Here is an 18284-nt window from a genome sequence, read left to right as displayed (position 1 = left end):
CGGTCGAGATCGAGCCGACAAATCACCCGCGAGGCACATAGCAGAACGTCTCATTCGGTGACATTGACAGCTTCCCAGTGGCCAACATATAATTTCTGCCGAAGACCTTCTTCGTTAATTCTTGGCGCCGGTGTGCGCCGAGGACCAGGCCCGCGACGTCGGTTGGTGCTCGAGCTGCCAACCATTCGCGCTGGCCGGGGGTACGTCGAATGGACTCTCATCAAATTCTGGCCTCAGGGATCACCTCAGAAGATCGCAGCGGCATTTATGACGTCCTGGTCCGGCGGGATGTGCGGATACCCACGGCTGATCCGGGGATAACCTTGTCGGCCGATCTCTATTTGCCGGTGACGCCGCACGCCGTCCCCGTGCTCGTTTCGGTCTCTCCATACCGAAAAGACTTCATTCCCGACGACGAGCCTTTCCTACGTCGTTGGCCTGAGCGCGGCTATGCGGTTGTGCTCGCCGAACTGCGTGGCCATGGGTCGTCGGATGGTACCGCGCTGCCGAAGTTCCACCCGGACGAAACCGAGGACGTGTGCACGGTCGTGGAGTGGGCCTCGTCGCAGGAGTGGTCCACCGGTGACGTCGGGATGTGGGGCATCTCCTACGCCGGAGTGACGACGCTGCGAGCTGCGGCTGCTGGTTGTCCTTCGTTGAAGGCCATTATGCCGCTGATGTGCCCTATCGACCCTGAGCGTGATGCCTTCCAGCACGACGGTGCCCGCACCGACCTCCATCAGCGGGCCAGGTGGGGTAGCCAGATGATCATGGAGCAATTGCTACCACCGTTGAACAACTACACATCCCCAGATGAGCAAGGCCGATGGCGCGCGCGGATGCAGGACTCGAGTCCTCTGGTTCTCGATCTGGCCAGACCGGCCGGGGACCCGGAGCTTCGGGAACGCAAGGTGGACGTCGGAGCGATCTCGATTCCGACGTTCTGCGTCGGTGGTTGGCGCGACGTCTATGCGGATGCGATGGTTCGCGTCTACGAACGGGTGAGAGGTCCTAAGAGGCTCATGATCGGTCCGTGGGCCCACTATTTTCCCGGCACGGCACTGATCTACGGATCGATCGACTTCTACACGATCGCCCTGCGCTGGTGGGACCACTGGCTCCGCGGGATCGACGATGGGCTGATGTCCGAGCCACCGGTCGCGCTCTATGTCCAGGGCGACCATCCGGGCTGGCGTACCTATGAGTCGTGGCCGCCGATGTCGACGGCTGACGAGCTGACCCTTGCGACCGGTGCCGATCTGACACTTCGTGCGGGGAACGCGCCGGCGCACTCGTCGCCATGGGCCATCGGCGTCTATGAGCCGGATCCGACCGTGGGCAGTCTCAGCGGTCTCTGGGGAATCATCAACCCAGGGTTCGGTGCCCCCTTGGACCAGCATTCCGATGACGTCCGGGCCCTGAGTGCGACCAGCGAACCGCTTCCTGACGATGTACTGATCTGCGGGCGCGGGGAGGTGGTGGTACGCGTCGCCGACGACACAATCGGTCGACCGTTGCAACGGATCGTGATCAAGCTGGCGGACGTCGATCCCCAGGGGCGGTCCACATTCATTGCTGCCGGCGTCGTCACCCCGAACGCTCGGGGAGAGTCCCACCGTGTCCCGCTCCGAGTCACGTTTTACAGAGTGCGCGCCGGGCATCGCCTTCGCGTGGTGCTCAGCGACTCGGACTTTCCCCGGCTCGTGCCTTTGCCCGCTCCGGCGACGATCAGTGTGTCCCGCCTCGAGATTACGGTCCCGATCCTGTGGGAGGCCCCAGGGGCGGAGCTGTCGGCGGGGTGGGACGCGGACACCTCTCGCCCGGCGATCGCGGAGTTCGCCCCCCCGTGGCTGATCACCAGGGATCCGGTGTACGACGGGATCGAGGTGTTGATCAGAGAACCTGGCCTTCGGAGTCAGGTGGGTCCGGGGCATCGAGTCGAAATCAGCGGCGAGGCGCGAGCCGCCGTGCGGCGGAGTGCACCCGAGGCTGCGATCACGAGGGGACGCCACACTGCGAGGGTGGTGCTGACTACAGGCGAGGAGGTCTCAATCGAGGCCGTAGTCCATTGCAACCAGGCCAGCCTGTGGGCGAAGGGCGAGATTGCCATCAATGGGCTGATCGTCTTCTCCAAGATATGGGAATCGTCACTTGCCCATTCCTATGGCAGCTGAAACGAACGGATCAGTCTGACAGGCGAACGTCGCTCATGGCGACACGAAACATCGAGGAGAACGATGAAGAGGTCCGACCGAGCGCCAACGATGGGCGCGCTTTCCGGTGTCCGGGTCGTTGATGCGGCAACCCTCGGTGCGGGCCCGTTCGTGGCCACCATGATGGCTGAGTACGGCGCCGAGGTCATCAAGGTCGAGCAGCCCGGCTCTGGAGATCCGCTACGACACTGGGGACCCCAGAAGAACGGGGTCGGGCTGATGTGGAAAAGCATGAGCCGCAACAAGAAGACGGCAAGCCTAAACCTCCGCCTCCGAGCGGGTCAGGACGTCTTCAAGCAGCTCGTCGCGGCCTCAGACGTATTGATCATGAATACGCGGCCGAGCACGCTGCGGACGTGGGGACTTGCTTACGAGGAACTGCGTGACGTCAACGCCGGGCTCGTGATGCTGCACATCACCGCGTTCGGTGCCGGTGGGCCTCGTAGCGACCAGCCGGGTTTCGGCACGCTGGGCGAAGCTATGAGTGGGTTCGCCCATCTCACCGGCGAGCCGAGCGGCCCTCCGACGCTTCCGCCCTTCATGCTCGCGGACAGCGTTGCAGCACTGACCGCACTGTCGGGTGTGATGATGGCCCTGCACCACCGCGATGTGGGCGGCGGGGACGGCCAGCTCATCGACGTCAATCTGATCGAACCCCTGGCGAGGCTGCTCGAGCATACGGTGCTTAGCTACGACCAACTGGGCCTCGTCGCGCAGCGGATGGGAAACCGCTGGGACGTGTCAGTCCCGCGCAACACCTATCGCACGCTCGATGGTAAGTGGATCGCGATGTCGGGAAGTGCGCCGAGCATCGCGCGACGAGTCTTTCTGGCGATCGACCGGGAGGACCTCCTGAGCCAGCCTGCGTACGCGGACGCTCAGGGCCGGCTGGCGAACGCGGTGGAGATCGATCGACTGGTCGCCGAGTGGATCTCGGCAAAGACCCTGGACGACGCGATGAAGACCTTCACGGATCACGGCGTGGCGGCGGCGCCGGTCTACGACGTCGTGGAGCTTCTCGAGGACGAGCATCTGGTTCAGCGGAAGGCGTTCGTGCCGATCAAGGATCCCGATCTCGGCCAGGTCACCGTACAAGCACCCGTCATGCGGCTGTCGCGCACACCGGGGGCTGTGGAGCATCTTGGTCGTGAGGTCGGTGCCGACAATGTGGCCGTCTATCAGGGGATTCTTGGATTCACCAACGAGCGGATGATGGCCCTGAGCGAGGAGGGCGTGATCTGACGACGGTCGTTCAGGCGATCGGCTGGTCAGGACCATCCGGCGAGCGGTGAATGAGGCGGCTGAAGCAGCCACCTGGCCCCGAACTTCCCCCGGAAGGACGATGAACGAGACATTCGTCTAACCGGGTTGGAAGCATGGCGATGCCTGAAATATGCCGCTACTTGGATGACATCGAGACAGTATTTCTGCGCAATGTCTCGCCGCCGATTCAAGTCGCGGAGATCGAGGGCGAAGTGGATGTCAGCTCTCTCGCCTGCGCCTACGAGCTGGTGTGTGTGCGGTACCCAGTTCTCAAGGCGCGCATCAGGTCCGATCGCGAGCGGTTTCTGCTCGAGGTCGATCCCGACCACCGGCCGGGGATCGTCGTCCGCGACGGTGACATGGAGACGTTGCGGAAGCTCGCGGACAGTTCCTGGGACCCAGGCAACGGGGTGGCCGAGCTGAGCATCGTGCGTGATCGTCGGTTCGTGTACGTCGCGTTGCGCGCGGACCACGCGGTTATAGACGGGCTCAACTGGACGGCAACGTTCGCGGAACTCTGGCGCTTGTACAGCGCGATCGTCGAGGGAACAGAGGTCTCGATCCAGACGACGCGATCGCTGCCGGCTGCACCGCTGGAGCTCTTCACCGAACGGGGCTGGAACGTCACAGCCGTCGGACCGCCCACGGGAGCAGGCGATGAGGAAAGCGGCCCCGAGCTGTGCGATGTGGTCGACGAGAGGGTGCGGTTCGGAAGGGAGATCACGGCAGCCCTCCCGGTGGTGGCGCGTCAGCACGGTACGTCGGTCCATGGCCTTGTGTGTGGAGCGCTGCTCCTGGCCATGCGGCGACAGGCGCCTCCGGCATCGTCGGCGCACTACGGATGGATGTCCTGCACGTCCTTGGTGGATCTGCGCAAACACCTCTCGCCTCCGGTGGGGGTCGACGAAGCGGTCGGCATGCTGGGGACACACGTGGCGAACGTGGTCGTCACGGTGGCCAGCGATCCGATCGCCATTGGTTCCCAAGTCAAGGCCCAGCTGACGACGGCGCTGCAGGAGCGCGCCGTACGTCCGATGTGGGAGCTGCGGGCCGAGGGGACCCGCGATCAGCAGCGGTCGGCGGACCTGCCGGGGCTGAGCATCACGAACCTCGGGCGCGTTCCCCGATTCGAACAGCCGCCAGGGATGGTGATCACCGATTGGCTGAGAGTGTTCAAATCCCGGGATCACATGAGCCATAGGCCGCTCTTCGTCGTCTACACCTACGACGGTCACCTCAGCATTCTTGGTCGGTACTCGGCGAGCGTCTATTCACCTCAGGACAGGCAACGAATGTCCAAAGCGATCGAGATTCAGGTGTCGGCGTTGGCCGGCTAGCTTCGTGAATGGTCAAGGTTGTGATGTCCGGCACGGCGATGTCCGGTGCTGGCAAGCCGAGCCAAAGCACGGGATTTGGGGGGCGTTCACCGGGCTGCTCATGGCGGCGTTCGTCGCGATGTTCGCCGGCACCATGGTCTCCGTGTCACTTCCTACCATCGTGGCCGATCTCGGTGGCAGCCAGGATCAGTACTCGTGGGTTGTCGCAGCCGCGCTGCTGACAGCGACGGCAGCCATGCCGCTATGGGGCGGCTTGGCTGACCAGGTGAGCAAGAAGCTGTTGGTGCAAGCCGCGATATCGATCTTCGTGCTGGCGTCGATCTTGGCCGGGTTCTCGCAGGACGCGCCGACGCTGATCGCGTTCCGCCTGCTGCAAGGCGTGGGCATGGGTGGGCTGCAGGTCCTGGTTCAGATCGTGCTTGCCTCGCTGGTTCCCCACCGCGCGCGTGGTCGGTACCTGGGCCATTTGAGTGCGGTCATGGCCGTCGCCACTGTCAGCGGGCCCGTGCTGGGTGGGTTGATCGCAGATGCTTCCTCGATGGGCTGGCGGTGGTGCTTCTGGATCTGTGCGCCTCTCGCCGTCGGTGCCCTCGTGGTGCTTCAGCGGACGCTGGACCTGCCTGTGACGCGGGTGAAGGCCAGTATCGACTGGCTGGGAGCTCTGCTGATCCCGGGCGGTGTCGCTGTTCTGCTGCTCTGGATGTCCATGGTGGACAGGAGCTTCGGGTGGCTCTCATTCACCAGCGTGATGATCGTCGTGGGCGGTGTCCTCCTGATCGGACTGGCTGTGCTCGTCGAGCACCGGGTGTCGCGGCCGATTCTGCCGCCGCGATTGATGAGGCGACGCACGATGGTCCTGGTGGTCATTGGGAGTGTTGGCGCCGGCGGCGCGATGGTCGGCGCGCTGGTCTTCTTAGGGCCCTATTTTCAAATCGCCCATGGCAGAACGCCGAGCCAGGCGGGTTTGCTGATGTCACCGATGATGCTTGGCCTCTGTCTCGCATCCACGGTGTCGGGTCGTCGTGTGTCGCGATCCGGAGGATGGAAAATGATCCTCGTCGCTGGAACCGCGCTCATGACCGGGGGCCTGGGTCTCATGGCCACGATCGGCCACACAACGCCCCTCCTGCTCGTGGGTGCATACATGACTCTTCTGGGCGCGGGCGTCGGCGCGACAATGCAGACTCTCCTCCTGGCCGGTCAGGACGGACTGGACGACCGAGAGGTCGGCGCCGGTTCGGCGTCTGTGGCGTTCTCTCAGGCGATCGGAGGCGCGACCGGGGTCCTCGTCATCGGTGCGGTTACGGCGTCCCGTCTGGCGGGGCTCGTCGACGAGCGGCTGGGGGCGGGCGCCGCCGACGTGCGAATCGACAACGGCGGCGCCGCAGCCGCCGCATGGTCGCACTCATCCGCACGCGTGCGGCAGGTCGTCGCGGAGGCCTACGGCGACGCGGCTGCGGCATCGTTCCTGGTCGCTGCCGCGCTGTCGCTGGTGGCGCTGGTCGCGGTGATCTTCCTTCGGCAGGCTCAACGTGGTTGACGGTCGTGGTGTGTCACACGCCGACCGGGACTGCCGATGTCCGGGAACTCGTCTGCGGCCTGGCGTACAGGTCGAGCTCCGGGACGACGTCCTTCGCCATGGTGAGCGGGTCCGCAGCGAGTGGGTCGGTGCCTCGACGTCGTCGCCCGTGACTCGGTTGTCGCGCCCGATCGGGTGGTTGAGTGTCTGCCGTCGCTGCCGCAGCAGTGCCACGTGACCGAACGGGCCCGAACTGTGCCATGACTCACTGGCTGACGACGTTGTCGCCGCTCGCGGCGGGGTTGCAGACCCTGCACGGCGAGTAGGTCGCGGCCGATGAGTCGTGCGGCCGGACAGATGAGCACCCATGCCGATCCCGCGGAGCGCGGCACCACCTCCTCGGCCGCGACAAGGTGATGGCCTGACTGGTCGAAGTAGGGCCGCGCGTCCGCCGCCGGGCCGCCGCTGAAGAACTCCAACCGCCTTTCGGAGCGCCCGTGCGACGACGCTTCAGCCGTCGGGCAAGGTGCCCCGCGCCCCCATGAGCTCGCCCGCGCCCACGGCCAGCAGTGAGTGGAGTCGGTTGACGCCAGATCGGGTCAGCTCGTAGGGTTGTGCCCAACAAGTTGGGCGTGCGACACGAGTTGCTCGCACGCGCGACGGTGCATCGGCAACGGACGCTGTTCAGGCGCTGTCCATCTCCGCCGGCTGGGCATCGCCTTCAGGCCAGGGTCGATCCCTGATGTCTTCGGGAAGGAGTTGGTCAGGGAGCAGGTCGAGCAGTTGGACGTTGAGAGCTCGGGCGATCGCGAGGAGGGTTGCCAGTCCAGGGTTTCCAGGCCCAGGCGCGGGCTTGCCCGATGCGTCGCGGGCGTTGTTCCGGGCGTTTTCGATGTTCTGAATGTGGTTGCGGCTCAAGCCCGCTCGATGCGCGAGATCCTCCTGTGTCAGCAGGCGCCCGTCCGGCGTCTCGTAGGCCTCACGGAATTGGCGTACGCGCAGGCCGAGCTCGCGAGCTAGGCCAGGCCAGTCCCGGGGAAGTTCACGCCGCTGTGCCACGAGTCGAGCCTGGCTGGAGCGCTGGTGAATCTCAGCCAACTATAGTGGACTTCGCCCACTTTGGTGGGCGCTGCGTCGGCAGGAGCGCCCCGGTGGGGTCGCACGGCCCATGAGGCAGCGACGTCGTGGCGGTTCGAATGAAACCTGTGGTGAAGCTCGTGCACAACTGTGAGTGGGTCGTGGCGACGGCTCGACTGTGCCACGGTTGACGATGGGTCGACTTAAAACATAACCTCGCGTGAACAGTGCTGGACTTCTGTCACTACCCGTTATCTTTTCTCCACTCTGCGTAACCATCTGGTCGGGTCCACTGTGCCACGACCGGCGCCGAAAGGCGGTGTTGGAGTATTGACGGTCGACACACTTCCTGAGTCCGGAATCGGCGGGACCTCAAAGGTCAAGGGGCCGAGCAGGCTGAACGCAGGCCGCCTGGTCTTCCGTCGGCTCGTGCTTGCTCCAGTGACGTTGCTGGGCGTGACATTCGCTGTTTTCGTAATGGTCGATCTGTCGCCCAACGATCCTGCGCTGGCCCGACTCGGTATGTTCGCCAGCGCGGAGGCGCGCGAGCAGTTCGCCGAGGAGAATGGCTTGAACGATCCGCTCGTGGTGCGTTTCGTGCGGTTTCTCGGTGACCTCGTCCAGTTCGACTTCGGTGACTCGGTCGTTCGACCGGAGACCGTTGGTGAGCTGATCTCCCGAGCGCTACCCGTCTCCTTCCAGCTCATGGCCTTCTCGATCGCGCTGGCGTGCCTGTTCGGGCTGGTCCTCGGGGTGCTCGCGGCGTGGAAGGAAGGCCGCGCAACGGATCGTGCGATCAGCGGCCTGGTCGCAATGCTGTATGCCGCGCCGGACTTCTGGCTGGGCCTGCTGTTCATCCAGACCTTCGCGGTCGCGCTCGGCATTCTCCCGTCCGGTGGGTACGTGCCGATCTCAGAAGGCTTCGGGCCATGGCTGTCGCCGATCATCGGCCCCGCGGTCGTTCTCGCCTTGGGCATCATGGCGGCGCTGACGAGGATTGTCCGGGCATCGATGGCCGACGAACTGGCGAAGGACTACGTCATCACGGCCCGAGGTAGCGGACTGTCCTGGCCGGTGGTGCTGTTCCGGAACGTACTGCGGAACGCCCTGATCACCCCCATCACGGTCCTGGGCGTGGTAATCGGATCCTTAATGTCGGGCGCCGTCCTGGTGGAGACCATCTTCAACCTGCCTGGCATGGGAACCCTGCTGATCACCGGTGTCAATCAGGGCGACCTGGGCGTCGTCCGCGCTGTGGCGATCGTCGCCGCCGCGGTGTTCGTCGTCGTGAATCTCGTGGTGGACCTCCTGCATGTGGCCCTCAGCCCGCGAAGTGTGGAGATGAGTGCCCAATGACGGCGATCCAGCCTGGCCAGCAAATCAAGGTCACCGCACATGCGTCGATTCAGGATGCCACCGCGACGCGTTCGTGGCTCCGCGGCGCCATGGTGGCCTGGTTGGTTGGTGCTGCAGGAGGGCTACTCCTGATCCTGGTGGTCCTGCCCGCGATCATCACGACTTCGCCGACCGAGATCAACGCCGAGGATGCGCTCGCGAGGCCCAGCCTAGAACACTTGTTCGGAACCGATCAGCTGGGTCGTGACGTGTTGGCGCGCGTCGTCCACGGCGCCCGGCTAAGTCTCGCGGTCTCGGCATCGTCCACGCTGATCGCCGTGGTGCTGGCCAGCATTCTGGGTGCACTGGCCGCAACCGGGCGGCCGTGGGTCCAGGAGATCGTGATGCGGTTCGTCGACATCGGGCTGGCCTTTCCCGGCATACTGCTACCGCTGGTGCTCGCCGCTGTCATGGGACCGAGCATGGCAACGACGATCATCGCGCTCGGCGTTCTGTTCACCTTTCCCATGACTCGAGTCGTCCGTGGTGCCATCTTCGCCGAGTATGCCCACGACTATGTCCTCGCCGCCCGGCTGCTGGGCACCGGGCGGGTCCGGCTGGTTGGCTACCACATAGGCCTCAATGCCGCGCTGCCGATTCTCGTCTACGCCACACTCATCATGGCTGGTGCCATCCTCGCCGAAGCTGCGTTGTCGTTCCTCGGGGCCGGGGTGCCGCCGCCGGCGCCGTCGTGGGGGAACATCATCCGTGACGGGTTCAGCATTGTGCACGCCGGCGCCTGGTGGGTATCGCTCTTCCCTGGTCTAGCCATCGTCCTCACCGTTCTCGGGCTCAACCGGTTCTCGGAGTCCCTGGGACGTCAGCTCAGGATGCGGTGATCCGCGCCCGATTCGCACATGCCAATGACGGGCGTACCGCGATCAGCGCAGATAAGCGATCACGGGCGCGAACTCGTCGAGAAAATAGTCACGAACGGTGATGTACGAGAAGCCGAACCGTTCCCTGAACTCGACGAGCTGCTCACCTATCTGCATCGGCGTCCCGATCAGGACGGTCGGAACGTTGAGAAGCTCATCGGGCGTCAGAGACCGCGCCGGGCCCAGGTTTGATGCGGCGGCGATGCGATTGGTCGTCACCATGACGCGCCACACGAGAACATTGAGCTCCACCCTGCTGGATCGCTTGCCGAGGTGTGCTCGCACGTAGGCCACTCGTTCGGCGAGCCCGTCGGCATTGGCCAGATCGCCCTTGTGTCCGTCGTTGCCCGGTGCGAATCCCGTCAAGCCGATGATTTCGGCCTCCCGTGCGGCAATGCGCAGTACGCGGTCGCCGCGACCCGTCACCCAGAGGGGCGGTCGCGGGATGCCGTTTGGGCCGGCGAACCGGCGGCGGATCTCGGCGATGCTGCGCTCCAAGTGGTCGACGCGCTGTGGCGCGGCCGGCCAGGCGAGCCCGCACGCGTCGAACTCGGATCGCATGTACCCGGTCCCGAGTCCGAGCTCCAACCGTTCGTCGGTCAGCCGGTGTGCGGCCATCACGTCTCGGGCCAGCAGGCTTGGGTTGTAGAACGCAGCGTTGAGGACCGTCGTGGCGACCTTGGGGCGTTCCGTCACCTCCGCAGCCAGCATAACCGCAGGGAACGGCGCCCACATGTCCAGGTGGTCGGCCACGCCGATGACGTCGTAGCCGAGGTCTTCGGCACGCTGACACTTCGCAATCAGGTCTTTTCGGGACGTGACGTTCGACATGTAGACGCCGAAGCGGAAAGGTCGGGTCGCAGGATCTCTCTGCAATTCCATCACCGCGCTCCGTCAATCCGTCGCAGGCCTGATCGGCCGCTGCGTTCGCCACAACCTGGCGAGCGTGGACCAAGTGTCGTTTCAGGCTGTCCCGACTGGGCAGAGGACCGATTTCGGTGCCCAGCGCTTGACACGCGTTGACGGATCGGCGTGGCCGAACCTACCTTGGTTTCAAGCTTAGAAATTTATAGTTCAAATCTGACAGCGCGACTGTTGAAGATGTGCTGGTCGCTCCGCACGCCGGTGCTTCCTGAGATGCGACGCAAAACCGAGCCGCCGCGGAACCTAGGTGCGATGCGTTACGGCGTTCGAGCTCTAAGAAAGGTTCTCGCCTGTGGAGGTTGTCGCTTACACCGACAAGATGGGTGCGGCCGCCGGTGAGCGTGTGTCGGTGATGGTCAGTGCGGTCGATCCAAAGGTACAGGTCTCCCTCGTGCGGCTGTCGGGCGCGAGCCTTGGCGCAGGAGGCGAACCGGAAGCCTGCGAGAGCGCGGTCGACGGCACCTATGCGTCCAGTCCGCAGTCCATCGTGTCCGGATCGTACGTGGTCATCGAGGATGACCCGCGGTTGCGGATAGACAGGGGGTTCAGCGTCACACTATGGGTAATGCCGACCCTCCTGTCGGCCGGGGCGCAGGCTCTCATCTCGAAGAGTGACCGCGACGGCCGCGGCTGGGCGATCGGCACGACCGCGGCAGGCCGTGTCCGGGCCGATATCGCGGGCGCTGAGGGGGAAGGTTGCATCGAGTCGTCGATCGCACTGCGGGATCACGCGTGGCATTTCGTCGGCTTCACCTTCGACGGCGTCGACGGATGGTTATGCCTCCTGGTGCGACCTGTCGGCGACGCGCTCACGCCGTCGGTGTCGACGAGTGACGCGGTCTGGACCGAGGCTCCCGCCGGGATCGAATCCGTGGCCGGCGTCCCGGAGCCGCTGTTGATCGCGGGAGCACGGCGGCGGGACGCCAGAGGACTCACGAACCGGACCTTCAACGGCAAGATCGCGATGCCGCGGCTGTTCGGACGACCCCTGTCCCAAGACGAGGTCATGCTCGAGGCCGAGGCGCCCGCTCAGCCCCACAACCGGCCCGTCGTGGCGGCGTGGGACTTCGCGCAGGACATCCCATCTGAGCGTGTCGTCGACGTGTCAGGAAACGGGCTGGATGGCCGTACGGTGCAAATGCCGACGCGCGCCGTGACCGGTCCGCGATGGGATGGCAGCTCTCTGTCCTGGCGCGAGCGGCCGGAGCTCTACGATGCCATCCACTTCCACGACGACGACCTCGACGACGCGGGGTGGGAGCCGACCGCATCGTTCGACATCGACGACGCGCTTTCCAGCGGCATTTACGCGATCCGAGTCGAGGGCACGACATCCGGGATCGACTTCGCGCCGATCGTCGTACGCCCGCGTCCCAACGGTCCGAGGGCTCAGGTGCTGTTCGTCGCCCCGCTGTTCAGCTGGCTCGCCTATGGCAACTGGCGAGCCAGCTACGCGTCGGCGGCCGAGCACACCGACCGTGGCCGGTACGCGGTGGAATGCGGCCTGAGCGGGCTCTACGATCGGCACTCCGATGCCAGCAGCGTATGCCACGCGTCGTGGCTACGACCGAACCTGCACATCCGTCCCGACTACCGACTCGGCGGCGACCCGCATCAGCTGACGGCGGATCTGCTGATCACCGACTGGCTCCAGCACGAGGGCGTGCACTTCGATGTGATCACCGACGAGGATCTCGATCGCGAGGGCGCGGATCTACTTCGCCGATACCGCGTGGTCATCTCCGGAGCGCACGCGGAGTACTGGAGCGCACCGATGCTCGACGGGCTCGCCGGCTATCTCGAGGCCGGTGGCCGTTACATGTACCTCTCGGGCAACGGCCTCTATCGAGTGACCGCCATGCGCAGTGGTGGACACACAGTTGAGGTGCGCAGGCAGGACGCCTCGGGCCTGGACGCGGCGCGCCACGCCGCGGCGGGTGAAGGACACATCAGTTTCACGGGTGAGCCGGGCGGAGCATGGCGGTGGCGTGGTCGGCCACCCCAGCGTTACGTGGGTGTTGGAATGTCCGGGCTCGGGTTCTCCGAGGAACCGGATGCTGGCCCCCCGGCCGGTTCGCCATATAGGCGGCAGCCCGGGAGTTTCGATCCACGAGGGGCCTTCATCTTCGCCGGGATCGAGGACGACGAACTGATCGGTGCGTTCCCGAATGTCATCCACCGCTACGGCGCGGCAGGGTTCGAAGTTGATCGTGCCGATCACGCCTTAGGCACGCCACGCCATGCGCTCGTCCTGGCCTCAGCCGTCGGTGAGCCGCGGAAGCGTTGGACGCCATCACACGACGACGAGGAGGATGCGGTCACTCTCATGTCCGAGGTGCGCGCGGTCACCCGCCGGGCACGGTCAGACCTCGTGTTCTTCGAAACGGCGTCGGGTGGAGCCGTCTTCGCGACCGGCTCGATCTCGTGGTCCGGTGCGCTCGCCCACAACGACTACGGCAACAACGTCGCGACCCTGAGCCGCAATGTGCTGCGTCGCTTCCTGTCCACCGAGCCGTTCACATTCCCCGCACAGCCGGCGCCGACACCCACGCGCGTGACGTCCGACCGGCAGAGCGGACTGTCCACTGACCACCAGGAGCGTGACGTATGCGAGCGAAAGCGGTCGTCTTCACTACCCCGGGGGTCGTCGAAGTCCAGGAGGTGACCTGCCCGGAACCCAGGCCCGACGACGTCGTCGTCGCACTCACGCACTCGTGGATCAGCACCGGAACCGAGTCCTCCTTCCTGCGCGGTGAGCGGATTCGCGGTGACACGCCGTGGCGGGACGGCGACCCGTGGCCGTTCCCGGTCGTGCCGGGGTATCAGAAGGTTGGCACGGTTTTGCGGGTGGGAGATCGAGTGGACGACCTCGAGGTCGGCCAGACGGTTTTCGCGGTCGCGAGCCGGGTGAGCGGCATATGCGACCTCTTCGCCGAGGGGGCCGGGCACATCTCGCCGTCGGTGGTGCCGAGGTCATGGGTTTGGAGGTTGCCCGAGGGCTGCGACCAAGTAGCGTTCTCCGGACTTGTGCTTGCACAGGTCGGCTACAACTGTGGGTCGCGTCCACCGGTCGAGATCGGAGGCGTGGCGGTCGTGATCGGCGACGGCCTCGTCGGACACTGGGCCGCGCAGACATTGGCGCTACGCGGCGCACGCGTCGCTATGCTCGGCCGGCACTCGGACCGGCTGGCCAGATTCGACACGGCCGGCGGCCTTCACATGGTCGTCGACACGGGGACGCAGTCGCCGCGAGCTGTGATCGAGAAGCGCTTCCCGGATGGAATCGACGTCGTCGTCGACACCGTGGGGACCATCGAGGCGCTCGAGGAACTCGTGCCCTACCTGCGTCGATTCGGACACATCGTCTCGGCGGGTTTCTACGGAGTGCGTGATCGGCTCGCGCTCCAGCCGCTCAGGGACCAGGAGATTGGTGTGGACGTCGTTGCCGGTCTGGAGCATAGGCGCATGGATGCCACGCTCAGGCTCGTCGCGACCGGCCAGTTGAAAACCGTCCCCCTGATCACACACCACTTTCCCGTGGATCATGCGCCGGAGGCATGGCGGATGATCATGACACACTCCGAGCCCTACCTGGGCGTGGTGCTCGACTGGGCCGACGACCTCTCCGGCGTGCTCTGACGACGGTGACCGATCCCACGTGAGGAGTAAGCATGGCATCGCCGACGGAACTACGGGTTGAGCACCTTGCCGTGGCATTGGGCATTACGGTGTCGCGACCACGGTTCTCATGGCGGTTGCCGGCTGGTTCTCGTGGGCAGGTCGGCTACCAGGTGCGGGCGAACGGGTGGGACTCTGGCCGGATCGACAGCGACCAGTCGGTCCTGGTGCAGTACAGCGGCCCGCCATGGAGATCCGGCGAGACCGTGACCTGGACCGTCCGGGTCTGGACCGAGCTCGGTGCTAGCGACTGGGCCACGCCGGCGTCCTTCGAGCTCGGTCTCCTCGAGGAGGCCGACTGGCTCGCCACCTGGATCGAGCCGTCGGAGTCAGCGCAAGAACGGCATCAGACTCCGCACCCCGCGCATCTTCTACGCGGTGGATTCGTCGTCGATCAGCCGGTCGAGCGGGCGAGGCTCTACGTCACCGCGCACGGAATCTACGAGTGTCACCTCAACGGACGGCGTGTCGGAGACCTCGAGCTGACGCCGGGCTTCACCAGCTATGGGGCGACCCTCCAGGTCCAGACCTACGACGTCACCGACATGCTCCAGCCAGGTGAGAATGTCCTGGGAGCCGTCCTCTCGGATGGGTGGTTTCGCGGTCAAGTCGGCGGAGCCCGGCTGAGCGGGCACTACGGTGACGCGGTCGCGCTCCTCGCCCAACTCGTGCTTCGTAGCACCAACGGTGATGTGGTGCACTTCGGCACCGGGCCAGACTGGCTGTCAGGCTTCGGCGCCATTCGGCAGGCCGACCTCATTCAGGGTGAGGTCGTGGATCTCCGGTTGGACGTGCCGGGCTGGTGCACGCCCGGCACCAGGCCGTCTGACTGGGTCCCGGTCCGCGTTGCCGCCCACGATTTCAGCCGCCTGTGTTCGTCACCGTCACCCCCGGTGCGGCGGATCGAGGAGCTTGCCCCCGTTGCCGTCATCGACCGGGGGGATCGCCAGGTCGTCGACTTCGGGCAGAACTTCAACGGGCGTATTCGGCTCGCCAGCAGTGTTCGCTCCGGGGCGACCTTGACGTTCACGCACGGCGAGGCATTGGGCGACGACGGGGACGTCACGCTCGAGAACCTGGCGGTCAGCGATCCCGGGAATTCGAACGTCAGTTACGAACCCGAGTTCGCAAACCTCGCTCTGCCGTTCCAGACCGACAGTGTGACGCTCGCGGGCGCCGACGTCGTCTACGAGCCCAGGCACACGACGCACGGTTTCCGTTACGTGCGGCTGGAGGGCGCGGAGGGCCTGGACGCTGGACACGACCTGACCGGAGTCGTCGTTCATACCGACCTACGGCGCACCGGGTGGTTCGAGTGCAGTGACGAGCGGGTCAACCGACTGCACGAAGCGGCGGTGTGGAGCCTTCGGAGCAACGTGTGCGACATCCCCACCGACTGCCCCACCCGGGAGCGTGCGGGCTGGACAGGTGACTGGCAGATCTTCGTCTCAACGGCAGCCTTCCTCTACGACGTCGCCGGATTCTCGGTCAAGTGGCTGCGTGACCTCGCCGTGGAACAGCGCTCCAGCGGAGCGGTCAACCACTGTGTGCCGAACACCCTCTCCGATGCCATCGTTGAGAAGTTCGGCGTGGCCCACGGTGCAGCCGGATGGGGCGACGCCGCGGTGCTGGTCCCTTGGGAGGTCTACCGGGCTTACGGTGACCAGGAGCTCCTTCGGGAGCAGTGGACCTCGATGGCGGCGTGGGTGGAGTTCGCCGCGGACGCCGCTCGGTCCGCACGCCACCCGACTCGGACGGCCACTCGGCCCGTGCCGGCTCCGCACGATCAGTTCCTCTGGGACACCGGATTCCACTGGGGAGAGTGGCTCGAACCCGACGGCACGGGGACTGGATCGGCCGGTGTCGACGATCTGCGGGAGGCCGACCACGGCGACGTCGCCACCGCATATCTTCACCTGTCGGCGCGCCGGCTGGGCGACATGGCCGAGGTCCTCGGCAACCGTCTGGAGAAGACCCACTATCACGCGCTGGCCGAGGCCACCCGCAAGGCCTGGATGACCGAGTTCTTCCGCCCCGACGGGGCATTGACGCGCGATACCCAAGCGGCCCACGTGCGCGCGCTCGCGTTCGGACTCGTACCGCCGACCGCGCGCACGAAAGCGGTTCGGCGGCTGGTCGAGCTGGTGCGCGCTGCCGGAACCCATCCCGGCACCGGCTTCCTGGCCACGCCCTACCTGCTGCCGGTCCTTGCCGACCATGGGCAGCTCGACTTGGCCTACGAGTTGCTCCTCCAAGACACCGAGCCTTCCTGGTTGACGATGATTGATCGCGGAGCCACGACCATCTGGGAAGCTTGGAACGGTATCGACACGACCGGCGAGGCACACCTGTCACTGAATCACTACAGCAAAGGCGCCGTGATCTCGTTCCTCCATCGGCACGTCGCCGGCATCCAGCTCCTCGACGATGGCCCGGCGTATCGCAGGTTCCAGATCGTTCCCCAACCCGGTGGCGGCCTCACCTGGGCACGCGCCGTACACGTCTCACCATACGGACGCATCGAGTCGTCATGGGTGCTTGACGGGGAGAGATTCACCGTGAACGTCTTGGTGCCGGCCGGTACGACGGCGGACGTCGTTCTGCCGTGCGGAAAACGCATCGAATTCGTGCAAGGAGAGGCCACGTTCGATTCCCCCCTAGCGAATGCTCGGGGTGGAAAAGGGCACCGCGCCAGGTCATCATCCTTCACCCAACGTCGAGCCGAGGAGGCTTTATGACGAAAAACCGCAACGTCCTTGCCATCGACGGCGGAGTCCCGATTCGGACGAAGTCCTTTCCCCACTTCTTCGAGCCGGACGGCCGGCGTCTCGGCGACGAGGAAGTGCTGGCGGTCGAGCGGGTCGTGCGGCGAGGCAAGCTGAGCAGCCTCGTCGGGCCCGAGACCAGGGCGCTCGAGACAGAGTTCGCCGACTATTACGGGATCGGACACGCCATGGCCACGAGCTCGGGCACGGCGGCGCTGCACCTTGCCGTCGCCGCGGTCGGTCTCGAGCCGGGCGACGAGGTCATCACGACACCGCTGACCGACAGCGGCACAATCCTCCCCATCCTCTGGCAGAACGCCGTTCCCGTCTTCGCCGATGTCGACCCGCACACTGGAAACTTGGACATTGACTCCGTCGCGGCGAGGATCACCTCGCGGACCAGGGCCCTCATCGTCGTGCATCTCTTCGGGCAACCGGCACCGGTCGCGGAGTTGCGCGCGCTGGCTGACACGCACGGCCTGATGCTCATCGAGGACTGCGCCCAGGCCTACCGGACACCCTGTCCTCCCGACGGGGCGCTCGCCGGCACGATCGGGCACGTCGGCTGCTTCAGCCTGCAGCAGACGAAGCACATCACAGCTGGGGAAGGAGGCCTGACCATCACCGACGACGCCGATCTGGCCCGCCGGGCAGGTCTGTTCGCCGACAAGGGTTGGCCCCGCGGCGTCGACCGAACGCATCTCATGTTGGGACTGAACTACAAGATGACCGAGCTCCACGCGGCCGTCGCCCGAGAGCAGCTGAAGAAGCTCGACGATATCGTCGATTGCCGCCAGAAGGCCGCGGAGCCGTTGGTGCATGCGATGAAGGCCCTCGACGGTGTCGAGACCGGCGAGACCGAGGGGATGTCCTACTGGGCGTTCCCCGTCATAGTCGATCCAGAGCTCCTCGGGGTGGATGCTCGCCGGTTCTCCGATGCGGTCGGTGCTGAGGGCGTGCCTACATTCGCGGGCTTCTTGAGCCGGCCGTTCTACCTGGAGCCGGTGCTGACGGAGGGAAAGACCTACGGGACGTCCGGCTATCCGCTGTCGTCGCCGCCGGCCAGCTCGGCCCCGCGGTATCGGGAAGGACTCTGCCCCAACGCCGAGGAACTGATCTACCGCCGTCTTTTCCTCATCCTGTGGAACGAGAACTACACGGACGAGGACGTCGCCGACATCGTGCGAGCGATGGAGAAGGTGCACTCGGCCTTCCGCGAGCGGTGACCCCGGCGC

At 65.5% G+C, this 18284-nt stretch carries 12 protein-coding genes; 10 read left to right on the top strand and 2 right to left on the bottom strand.

Translation table 11 applies throughout. The features are described 5' to 3' along the window. Window positions 1-209 precede the first annotated feature (209 nt). From E1269_RS11045 to E1269_RS11030, 4 genes are all read left to right on the top strand, one after another. Window positions 210-2174 carry a CocE/NonD family hydrolase gene (locus tag E1269_RS11045; RefSeq protein WP_131894343.1) on the top strand — a complete coding sequence of 655 codons (1965 nt, stop codon included), beginning with the start codon at window positions 210-212 and terminating at the stop codon, window positions 2172-2174. A 63-nt stretch (window positions 2175-2237) separates the two neighbouring features. Further along, complete coding sequence (locus tag E1269_RS11040) at window positions 2238-3455, top strand: CaiB/BaiF CoA transferase family protein (protein WP_203433341.1); 1218 nt, start codon at window positions 2238-2240, stop codon at window positions 3453-3455. Window positions 3456-3589: 134 nt separating this feature from the next. Continuing rightward, complete coding sequence (locus E1269_RS11035) at window positions 3590-4813, top strand: phthiocerol/phthiodiolone dimycocerosyl transferase family protein (RefSeq protein WP_131894341.1); 1224 nt, start codon at window positions 3590-3592, stop codon at window positions 4811-4813. A gap of 100 nt (window positions 4814-4913) precedes the next feature. Then, window positions 4914-6353 (top strand): MFS transporter, encoded by a 1440-nt coding sequence (locus E1269_RS11030; protein ID WP_131894339.1) that lies wholly within the window; start codon window positions 4914-4916, stop codon window positions 6351-6353. A 663-nt stretch (window positions 6354-7016) separates the two neighbouring features. Here the strand turns inward: E1269_RS11030 and E1269_RS11025 are convergent. Then, window positions 7017-7391: a helix-turn-helix transcriptional regulator gene (locus E1269_RS11025; protein ID WP_131894337.1), complete on the bottom strand. Its 375-nt coding sequence runs from the start codon at window positions 7389-7391 to the stop codon at window positions 7017-7019. A gap of 348 nt (window positions 7392-7739) precedes the next feature. On the opposite strand from E1269_RS11025, the gene E1269_RS11020 reads away from it, so the two are divergent. Both E1269_RS11020 and E1269_RS11015 read left to right on the top strand, forming a co-directional pair. Then, entirely contained in the window at window positions 7740-8765 is a 1026-nt protein-coding gene (locus tag E1269_RS11020) for an ABC transporter permease (RefSeq protein WP_131894335.1), read from the top strand. Further along, window positions 8762-9643: an ABC transporter permease gene (locus tag E1269_RS11015; RefSeq protein ID WP_131894333.1), complete on the top strand. Its 882-nt coding sequence runs from the start codon at window positions 8762-8764 to the stop codon at window positions 9641-9643. The genes E1269_RS11020 and E1269_RS11015 overlap by 4 nt, the downstream gene beginning before the upstream one ends. Before the next feature lie 42 nt (window positions 9644-9685). On the opposite strand, the gene E1269_RS11010 is transcribed toward E1269_RS11015, so the two are convergent. Further along, window positions 9686-10564, bottom strand: coding sequence for a TIGR03621 family F420-dependent LLM class oxidoreductase (locus tag E1269_RS11010; RefSeq protein WP_131894331.1), 879 nt, complete (start codon window positions 10562-10564; stop codon window positions 9686-9688). A 334-nt stretch (window positions 10565-10898) separates the two neighbouring features. Here E1269_RS11010 and E1269_RS11005 point away from each other — a divergent pair, with 334 nt between their 5' ends. Genes E1269_RS11005 through E1269_RS10990 form a run of 4 tightly spaced genes read left to right on the top strand, consistent with a single transcriptional unit; the run spans window position 10899 to window position 18275 of the window. Next, on the top strand, window positions 10899-13271 hold the full coding sequence (locus tag E1269_RS11005; protein ID WP_131894329.1) for a N,N-dimethylformamidase beta subunit family domain-containing protein: 2373 nt from the start codon (window positions 10899-10901) through the stop codon (window positions 13269-13271). Continuing rightward, on the top strand, window positions 13214-14245 hold the full coding sequence (locus E1269_RS11000; RefSeq protein WP_131894327.1) for a zinc-dependent alcohol dehydrogenase: 1032 nt from the start codon (window positions 13214-13216) through the stop codon (window positions 14243-14245). Before E1269_RS11005 ends, E1269_RS11000 begins: the two co-directional genes overlap by 58 nt. A 32-nt stretch (window positions 14246-14277) precedes the next feature. Then, window positions 14278-17022, top strand: coding sequence for a family 78 glycoside hydrolase catalytic domain (locus E1269_RS10995; protein ID WP_131894325.1), 2745 nt, complete (start codon window positions 14278-14280; stop codon window positions 17020-17022). Further along, window positions 17019-18275: a DegT/DnrJ/EryC1/StrS family aminotransferase gene (locus E1269_RS10990; protein ID WP_131894516.1), complete on the top strand. Its 1257-nt coding sequence runs from the start codon at window positions 17019-17021 to the stop codon at window positions 18273-18275. Before E1269_RS10995 ends, E1269_RS10990 begins: the two co-directional genes overlap by 4 nt. The last annotated feature ends 9 nt before the right edge of the window (window positions 18276-18284 follow it).

The sequence above is a fragment of the Jiangella asiatica genome (assembly GCF_004349065.1).
Lineage (GTDB): Bacteria > Actinomycetota > Actinomycetes > Jiangellales > Jiangellaceae > Jiangella > Jiangella asiatica.
This window is presented reverse-complemented; position numbering and strand designations above follow the sequence as displayed.